The sequence below is a fragment of the Thiocapsa sp. genome, from assembly GCF_022340925.1.
GTDB lineage: Bacteria > Pseudomonadota > Gammaproteobacteria > Chromatiales > Chromatiaceae > Thiocapsa.
Map to the genome: position 1 here is coordinate 1 of NZ_JAJDNA010000113.1, position 8,783 is coordinate 8,783.

Below are 8,783 nucleotides of genomic sequence, written 5' to 3' on the forward strand. Positions count from 1 at the left end.
GCCTGGAGCAGGGAGTCGATCTCCGCGTCCGCCAGGCCCTCGGAGGCGACTTGACCGCGCAGATACGTCTCCGGATCGTCCTGCAGGATCCCGAGCATGCCGCCGAGCCGGCGCAGCTCCGCGCCCAGACCGGCCGCGGCGGGCGGATCCTCCACCCGCGCGCGATTGACCTCGCGGACCAGGTCGAACAGGACCGCCAGCGCCTCGGGCGTGTTGAAGTCGTCGTCCATCGCGGCATGAAAGCGCTCGACGAAAGGCCCGGCGAGCGGCGACCGGGGCCCGGCCGGATCGGCGTCCGGCAGGCCGCGTAACGCGGTGTAGAGGCGGGTCAAGGCCGCTCGCGAGCGCTCCAGGTGCTCGTCGTCATAGTTCAGGGGGCTGCGGTACTGGCTGGTCAGGATGAAGTAGCGCACCTCCTCCGGGCGGAAGCGCTGCAGGATCTCCCGCACCGTGAAGAAGTTGCCGAGCGACTTCGACATCTTCTCTTCGTTGACGCGCACGAAACCATTGTGCATCCAGACATTGACGAAAGGCTCGCCGGTCGCCCCTTCGGACTGGGCGATCTCGTTCTCGTGATGCGGAAACTGCAGATCAGCCCCGCCGCCGTGGATATCGAAGTGGTTGCCCAGGGCACAGGTGCTCATGGCCGAGCACTCGATGTGCCAGCCAGGGCGCCCCGGTCCCCAGGGCGAATCCCAGGCCGGCTCGCCCGGTTTCGCCGCCTTCCACAGGGCGAAGTCCAGCGGATCCCGTTTCGCCTCGTCGACCTCGACACGGGCGCCCGCCTGCAGCTCCTGCGGGTCCTTCCCGGAGAGCTTGCCGTAGTCCGCAAACCGCGCCACCGAGTAGTAGACATCGCCGTTATCGGCGAGATAGGCGAACCCCTTCTCGATCAGGGTCCGCACCATCGCGAGGATCTGGTCCATGTGAGCGGTGGCGCGCGGCTCATCGCTCGGCGGCAGAATCCCCAGCGCCTCTGAGTCCTCGTGCATCGCCCGGATGAAGCGCTCGGTGAGCGCGTCCATCGGCTCGCCGGCCTCGGCGGCCCGGCGGATGATCTTGTCGTCGATGTCCGTGATGTTGCGGACATAGGTGACCTGATAACCGAGTGCGCGCAGATAGCGATAGACCACGTCGAAGACCACCATCACACGCGCGTGCCCGAGATGGCAGTAGTCATACACCGTCATGCCGCAGACGTACATGCGCACCTCACCGGGCACGATCGGCTGGAAGGGCGCCTTCCGGCGGGTCAGGCTGTTGTGGATCTGTAGCATCCTTGAAGATCTCTCTGGGGGAAGGACTGATGTAGACCAGTCACAGATGGATTTTCAGTCGCTTAGGCCGCTCAAGATGGCGGGGCTCCTGCCCCGCCCGGGAAGCGCCGAGTCATGCAGCGCTTCCCCAGGGCTCACACGCGCGGGGCGGTGCCGCGGCAGCGGGTCCATGATAACAAAGCGCCGTGCTCGGCGTGAATGCGCCTTTTCCCGCTCGGACAAAGCCCGTACCATGGTCGTCAACGCGCCTCGAGCGTGGCATGCGTCATCTTCACTTGAGGGCCTCGCCCCGCTCCAGCCTGCGGCTGCCGTGGCAGACGCGGTTGCAGTTCAAAGCACACCCGATCCGGAGTGCGCCCGAAGCCGGCGCACCTCGCACAGCAACCGGAGATCCGAATGATCAAGCTCACCACCAACCATGGCGACATCCTCGTCGACCTGGATGTTGAGAAGGCCCCCAAGACCTGCGCCAATTTCGAGCAGTACGTCCGGGACGGCCACTATGACGGCACCCTGTTTCACCGCGTCATCGACGGCTTCATGATCCAGGGCGGCGGCATGACCCCGGACTTCATACCCAAACCCACGCGCGCCCCGGTCGAGAACGAGGCCAGCAACGGGCTGAAGAATCTGACCGGGACGCTCGCCATGGCGCGCACCATGGACCCGCACTCGGCGACCTCCCAGTTCTTCATCAACGTCTCCGACAATGGGTTCCTCGACTATCCTGGCCAGGACGGATGGGGCTACTGTGTCTTCGGCCGCGTCGTCGAAGGCATGGAAGCGGTCAATGCGATCAAGGGCGTGCAGACCGGCAGCCGCCACGGTCATCAGGACGTCCCCATCCAGGACGTGATGATCGAGCAGGCCGTCGTCGTCGACTGAGGACGGCCCGGCCGGCGCCCCCGTGCAGGCGCCGTCCGCCCCTGTTGAAGCGTGTCCGGCGAGACCCTCTTCGTCTCCGATCTGCATCTGTCCCCGGATCGCCCGGCGACGGTGTCGTTGTTCCTCGGGTTCCTCGCCGGGCGCGCCCGCGAGGCCGAACGTCTCTATATCCTCGGCGACCTCTTCGACGTCTGGATCGGCGACGATGATGACAGCTCACCCAATGTGGAGGTCCAAGCCGCGCTTGGAGCGCTCACCCGGTCCGGGACCCGGTGCGACCTGATGCACGGCAATCGTGACTTTCTGATCGGACCCGGGTTCTGTCGCGCGAGCGGCTGTCGCCTGTTACCGGATCCCACCCGCGTGCGATTCGACGACGAGCCGACCCTCCTGATGCACGGCGACCTGCTCTGCACCGATGACATCCCCTATCAACGATTCCGGCGACGCATCCGCAACCCGCTCGTCAAGCGTCTGTTCCTCTGGCGCTCGCTCAAGGCACGGCGCGCCGTCGCGGCCGGCTACCGCCGCAAGAGCGGGGCGGCGACCGCCGAGAAGCCGCCCGCGATCATGGACGTGAATCCCGGGACGGTGAAAGACTATCTGCGCCGGCACGGCGCCTCGCGGCTGATCCATGGGCACACCCACCGCCCGGGCGATCAGCTGCTGGAGATCGACGGCCGACCCGCGCGGCGCTCGGTCCTGGCCGAATGGCACCTGGACCGGGGCGAGGTCCTGATCCACGGGTCGAGAGGCTGGCGCCGCGAGGCGATCCTGCCCGGTGGGTCTGATCGAAGCGCCTGAGCCGGACGCGCTCGCCGCCCCGCCGTTCGCTCAAGCCGCCGGACGCATCTGCTCGGGCCGCAGCCGCGGGGTGAAATAGCGGTCGGCCTCGTCGAGGTCGACCGAATTGCCGTCCCCGTCCACCAGGGGCTGCTCGTAGTCCTTCCAGCCGCGCAGCCCCGTCTGCAGGGAGGCGACATCCTTGTAGCCGAGCACCGTCATCGAGTGGGCGGCGAGCACGCTCCGGTATCCGCTGCGGCAGACCACCACGACCTCGCGGTCGCGCGCGCGCACCAGCTCCGGGACGGTCTCCTCATAGTCCCAGTCGCAGGCGGACTCGAGGATGCCGCGCGGGACATTCAGCGACCCCTCGATGTGCATGGCCGCAAACTCGTCGGGCTCGCGGACGTCGACCAGCAGCAGATCCGGGTTCTCCTGCAGCCGCTCCTCGAGATCCCAGGGCATGATCTCCTTGATGTCGCTGAGACAGTCCTTGATCAGGTCGAGAAAATTTTTCATTGAACGGACGACTCCTTAGGAAAAGGCTGGCTCCGGGGTGTCTGCGAGCCGACATGGGCGTCAGCGCCATCCCTCAGCTGGTCCCCGGCGTGCCCTCCCTGGCACTGGGTCCCTGTTCGCCACCGGTGGCTGCCCTCCGAGGAACCAACCTGTTTGACTCGGAACGCGGCTCAGGCCTATCCGATGTCGCGGCCCGCGCCACGCTCGCACAGACCGCGCTCGACGGCAATGACGGCCGCCTCGACGCGCGAATGGACGTCGAGCTTGCGCAGGATCGCCTTGACATGGAGCTTGACCGTGCCGTCCGAGATATTGAGACGCCGGGCGATCGCCTTGTTGCTCTGTCCCTCGGCGAGGTGGCAGAGGATCTCGTGCTCGCGCGGTGTGAGATCGGCGACCCGGCCCACCGGGGGCGCACCACCGGCATCGCCCTGCACCGCCTTGGCCAGGACGATGGCAAGCTCAGGCGCCACCACCGTGCGCCCCTGCACGATCTCGCCCAAGGCCGTGATCAGTGCGTCGGGCTCCATGTCCTTGAGCAGATAGCCCTGCGCCCCGCTCTGCAACGAGTCGATCACATCGCGCTCCTCGGCGCTCGTGGTCAGCATGGCGATCGGCATCGCCGGATGGGCGGCACGCAGCCGGCGAAGCGTCTCCAGCCCGCTGAGCTCGGGCATGCGCATGTCGAGCAGGACGACGTCGGGCAGGGTCTCGGCGACCCGCCGCAGGCCGGTCGCGCTGTCCCCGACCGCCGCCACCACCTGGATGCCCCGACGTTCCAGGAGCTCCTGAAGGCCGCACCGGAACAAGGCGTGATCGTCGATCAGCAGGATGCGCATCAGGCGGCCGCCCTGGCCAGGCGGGGGTTGCGCCGGACGCCGTCGAAGATGACCTCGACGCGTGTCCCCTCCCCGGGCTCGCTCTCGATGCGCAGCTCGGCGCCGATGCGCCGGGCGCGCTCCTCCATGATCGAGAGGCCGATGTGCTCGCCCGGACTGGCCGCTGCGGCCGGGGCGCTGAAGCCGATCCCGTCGTCCTCGATCAACAGCACGTGCTGGCCGCCGGACTCACGGGTCAGCAGCACTCTCACCGTGTGCGCCCGGGAATGCTTGCGAATATTGGCGAGCGACTCCTGGACGATGCGCAGGATCTGAAGCTCCTCGCTGGCGGAGAGCTCGAAGGGGCGGCAGTCGTTCTGGAACAGGACGTGGGCACCGGTCTCCTGACCGAAGCGATGCGTGAGCTTCTCCAGGGCGGGGACCAGCCCGCGACGGTCGAGGGGGGCGCGGAAGCTCGCCAGCAGCTCCCTCAGCTCCGTGTGGGCCTCATCGAGCCCGTTGCGGATCCGGCTGAGGTCATTGCGAGCCTCCTCCGAGATCGGCGTCGCGCCGAGGGAATCGTCCAGCATGCGGAACTGAAAGCGCAGGCTGGCAAGGGTCTGGGCGAGCGAATCGTGCAGCTCGTGGGCGAGCGAGTTGCGTTCCTCCACGATCGACAGGCGGTGCGCCTCGGCGTCGGATCGCTGTTTGGCGATCGCCACGCCGAGATGGTGCCCGACGGTCGAGAGGAGGTCCAGGATATCCTCGCGCGCCTTCAATCCCGGCCGGTCGACGAAGATGCTGTAGACCCCGAGCAGCTCGTCGCGGTGCTCCAGCGGGACGGTGACGATCTCGATCTCGCTGCTGGCGAACATGCGCCGGCCGTAGATGCGCGCGCAGTAGCGCGCATCGTTGCGGCAGACGATCTCGCCGGGCGTCAGCAGCGTCCCGCAGAGGCAGAGGTCCACCGGGCCGATGTCCTGCTCGCGGACCAGGTCGTCGTCCAGCCCGATCGCACCGACCAGGCGGCGCGAGCCGTCGGGCATCACCAGGCGCACCGTTGCGGCACGCCCGTTGACCATCTCCTTGAGGACCCGCAGGAAGCGCAGGAGGAGCTCCTCGACACTCTCCGCCTGATGGATCCCGGCAGCCACGTCGTAGAGGATCTTCAGCGAGGCGGTCTTCTGGGCCAGGCGCCTGGTCTGGCGGGCCACCCGATCGTCCATCTCCTCGTAGAGCTCCGTCAGCTCCTCGTCCAGACTGCGGATGTCCCGGGCGATCCGCTTGAGCACACCCAGGTCCTGGAGTGCATCGCCGGCCCCCGGCTCGCCCTGGCAGACCCGGGCGAGCGAGTGCTCCAGACGCGCCAGCGGGAGCAGCAGCTGGGCGCGCAGACGCCGCCAGCCGATCAGGGCTCCGGCACACGCCGCCAAGAGACACCCCAGGGCAGCGTATCGGGGCCAGACCCACTGCGGCCAGACCCAATGCAGCAGCAGCAGGAGCGTCGAGGCCGCGAGCAGCGCCGCGACCAGGCCCATCGGGCCGGCCAGGCGGGCGCCTCGCAGGATGGCGCGGACCCGCGCGTTCTCGGGTCGGTCAGCGTGATCCGGGGCGACACGCAGCGGGGTCGGATTCATCGAGCCACCTCGGGCGCCATCGCCACCGGCTCCGATGCGTCGGGGCCCTCGCGTTGCTGCAGGTCCCACATGGCCGCGTAATGGCCGCGGGCCTCCAGCAGCGCACGATGGGTCCCCTGCTCGCGGATGCGGCCCTGGTCCATCACCAGGATACGGTCGGCGTCCACCACCGTGGACAGGCGATGGGCGATCACCAGGGTCGTGTGGTTCTCCGCCACCTCCGCCAGCGTCTGCTGGATCGCCTGCTCGGTATGGCTGTCCAGTGATGAGGTGGCCTCGTCGAAGACGAGGATCCGCGGCTGCTTCAGGATGGCGCGGGCGATCGCGACCCGTTGTTTCTCGCCGCCGGAGAGCTTCAGGCCGCGCTCGCCGACCATGGTCTCCCAGCCGTCCGGCAGACCCTCGACGAAGCCGCGGATGTGGGCCATCTCGGCGGCACGCTCGACCTCGGGACGGGTCGCGCCCGGACGCCCATAGGCCAGGTTGTAGTAGATGCTGTCGTTGAACAACACGGTGTCCTGGGGGACGATCCCGATGGCGGCGCGCAGGCTCTCCTGGGTCACCTCGCGCAGATCCTCCCCGTCGATCAGGATTCGCCCGCCGGTCACGTCGTAGAATCGAAACAGCAGACGCGCCAGGGTAGACTTGCCGGCGCCGCTGTGGCCGACGACGGCGATCTTCTGGCCGGCAGCGATCCGCAAGTCGACATCCCGCAGGATCGGCCGCTCCGGCTGATAGTGAAAGTCGACGTGCTCGAATCGGATCTCGCCCTCGCGCAGACGCAGCGGCTTGGCGTCCGCTCGGTCCCGGATCTCGGGGCGGCGCTCCAACAGCTTGAAGACGAGATCCATGTCGGCGAGCGCGTACTTGATCTGCCGGTAGACGATACCGAGGAACCCGAGCGGGATGAACAACTGGATCATCAACGCGTTGACCAGGACCAGATCGCCGATTCTCATGTCGCCCGCGACCACGCCGCGGGCGGCGAACACCATGATCAGGGTGACCCCGATCGCGATGATCGCCCCCTGCCCGAAATTCAGCAGCGACATGGAGGTCTGACTCTTCACGGCCATCTCCTCCCACTCGGACAGGGTCCCGTCGTAGCGGTCGAGCTCCATGCGCTCGTTGCCGAAGTACTTGACCGTCTCATAGTTGATGAGACTGTCGAAGGCCTGGTTGTTGGCCTGGGAGTCCAGACGATTCATCCGGTGGCGGTAGTCCATCCGCCACTCGGTGATCGCAAAGGTGAAGGCGAAATAGACCGCGACGGTCCCGAACACCACCAGGCTGAAGGACGGTGCGTAGCGCTTGAGCAGGATCAGGGCGACCAGCGCGAGCTCCACCAGGACGGGCAGGACGCTGAAGACGACATAGTTGAGAATGGTGGACACGGAGCGGGTCCCGCGTTCCAGGTCGCGGCTGATGGCGCCGCTTTGACGCCCCAGGTGATAGCGCAGGGAGAGGCGGTGCAGGTGATCGAGGACCTTGGTGGAGAGCCGGCGCATCGCCCGGTAGCGCACCCGCGCGAAGACCACGTCGCGCAGCTCGTTGAAGAGGGCGGCGCTGAGCTTGAGCAGTCCGTAGGCGAGCAGGAGCGAGAGCGGGAGGACCAGGACCTGCGTCCGCGTGGCCTCGAAGGCATCGACGATCGCGCCAAGCACCAGCGGCACCCCGACGTTGGCGACCTTGGCCAGCACCAGGCAGGCGAGCGCGAGGACCGCGCGGCCCCGAAACTCCCAGAGGTAGGGCAGCATCGCGCGCAGGTTGTGCCAGTCACGGCGGTCACCGTGGATGCGCTCGGTGGCGGAGATTCGGTTCATGCAAGCCTTTTTTTGGGGTTGCCCGGCAACTACTGTGGTGATCGCGGCGGCCACCCGCCCGCTCCCTGTCCACCAACATGCGGAAATGAGGACGAATCATGGCAGATCCCACCATGGACAGCACGGGCTGCAGCATGCACGAGCCCTATGCCCTCCAGGTCCTGGGCGATCAGATGGAGCCCGAGTTTCCGGACCGCTGTATCGTCATCATCGAGCCCACGGACGTGCGGAAGAACAACAGCTTCGTGTTCGCCGAGGTCGAGGGGGTACGATGGTTCCGCAAGTTTGTCCGCGAGTCGAACGGTGCCGAGCGCCTGATCGCGTTGAACCGCATCTACCCCGACATCGAGCTCAACGGACTGGATTGGCATGTCCTCGGTGTCATCATTCAACGCAACATCCGGCGCCAGATCAAACACTATGACTACTCCGCGGAGCCCGAGACCTCCCCGACCGTCCCCATCACGGATCTGACCGGCCGGTGACCGCCATCGAGTCCACCGGCGTCTCCCCGCGGCAGACCGCTCCCTCCCGGGGCGGTGTTCGGCGGCGTCGCGCCCGGCGGCGGCCGCAACCGCCCCGGATCCTGCTCGCCATCGGCCTGATCCTGGGATTGGGGGCCTGCTCGCAGGGAACGGATGCGCCCCCCGAGGAGCGCGGTGATCCCGGGCGCAGCGCGGCCGAGCACCTGGTCTCCGCCGTCACCGTGGAGAAGACGGCCACGAGCAGCAGCCATGAGCGCCCCGGCTCGCTGCGTTATCGGCGCCTGGTGCGCATCTTCAGTCAGGAGGAAGGCCGCGTCACCGAGCTGGAGCTGTTCGAGGGCGACCCGGTCCGCCAGGGCCAGCTCCTGATCGGACTCGACGACGACCTGCTGCGCGCCGAGCTCGACAAGGCGCGCGCCACCCAGGATCAGGCGCGCCTCGATGTGCAGCGGCTCGAGGATCTGGTGCGCCGGCGCGCCGCCTCGGACGCCGAGCTGACACAGGCCGGGACCGCGCTCGCCGTCGCCGAGGCCGAGGTCAGGCTCCTCGAGACGCG

Annotated in this window: 8 protein-coding genes and 1 pseudogene; 4 read left to right on the top strand and 5 right to left on the bottom strand. The window is 67.6% G+C overall.

Features of this window, described 5'->3' with window-relative positions:
• The coding region (gene cysS / locus LJE61_RS13620; protein ID WP_296918659.1) for a cysteine--tRNA ligase at positions 1-1,277 on the bottom strand (1,277 nt) is incomplete at its 3' end.
• A gap of 396 nt (positions 1,278-1,673) precedes the next feature.
• Here cysS and LJE61_RS13625 point away from each other — a divergent pair.
• Both LJE61_RS13625 and LJE61_RS13630 read left to right on the top strand, forming a co-directional pair.
• Entirely contained in the window at positions 1,674-2,162 is a 489-nt protein-coding gene (locus LJE61_RS13625) for a peptidylprolyl isomerase (RefSeq protein ID WP_296912349.1), read from the top strand.
• Between the two features lie 51 nt (positions 2,163-2,213).
• Positions 2,214-2,966 (top strand): UDP-2,3-diacylglucosamine diphosphatase, encoded by a 753-nt coding sequence (locus tag LJE61_RS13630; RefSeq protein WP_296918661.1) that lies wholly within the window; start codon positions 2,214-2,216, stop codon positions 2,964-2,966.
• 30 nt (positions 2,967-2,996) lie between these two features.
• On the opposite strand, the gene LJE61_RS13635 is transcribed toward LJE61_RS13630, so the two are convergent.
• The 4 genes from LJE61_RS13635 to LJE61_RS13650 all read right to left on the bottom strand — a co-directional run bounded on the left by LJE61_RS13635 (position 2,997) and on the right by LJE61_RS13650 (position 7,742).
• Positions 2,997-3,464, bottom strand: a complete 468-nt coding sequence (locus LJE61_RS13635; RefSeq protein WP_296912344.1) for a rhodanese-like domain-containing protein — start codon at positions 3,462-3,464, stop codon at positions 2,997-2,999.
• A gap of 176 nt (positions 3,465-3,640) precedes the next feature.
• Positions 3,641-4,303, bottom strand: coding sequence for a response regulator transcription factor (locus LJE61_RS13640; RefSeq protein ID WP_296912341.1), 663 nt, complete (start codon positions 4,301-4,303; stop codon positions 3,641-3,643).
• On the bottom strand, positions 4,303-5,919 hold the full coding sequence (locus tag LJE61_RS13645) for an ATP-binding protein (protein ID WP_296912339.1): 1,617 nt from the start codon (positions 5,917-5,919) through the stop codon (positions 4,303-4,305). The genes LJE61_RS13640 and LJE61_RS13645 overlap by 1 nt, the downstream gene beginning before the upstream one ends.
• Positions 5,916-7,742, bottom strand: coding sequence for an ABCB family ABC transporter ATP-binding protein/permease (locus LJE61_RS13650; protein ID WP_296918663.1), 1,827 nt, complete (start codon positions 7,740-7,742; stop codon positions 5,916-5,918). Before LJE61_RS13650 ends, LJE61_RS13645 begins: the two co-directional genes overlap by 4 nt.
• Positions 7,743-7,840: 98 nt before the next feature.
• On the opposite strand from LJE61_RS13650, the gene LJE61_RS13655 reads away from it, so the two are divergent.
• The gene (locus LJE61_RS13655) at positions 7,841-8,227 is read left to right on the top strand and encodes a S24 family peptidase (protein ID WP_296912335.1); all 387 of its coding nucleotides are present in this window, start codon (positions 7,841-7,843) and stop codon (positions 8,225-8,227) included.
• Positions 8,224-8,783 (top strand): annotated as a pseudogene (locus LJE61_RS13660) (hypothetical protein); the annotation flags it as partial. The gene LJE61_RS13655 and the pseudogene LJE61_RS13660, both read left to right, overlap by 4 nt.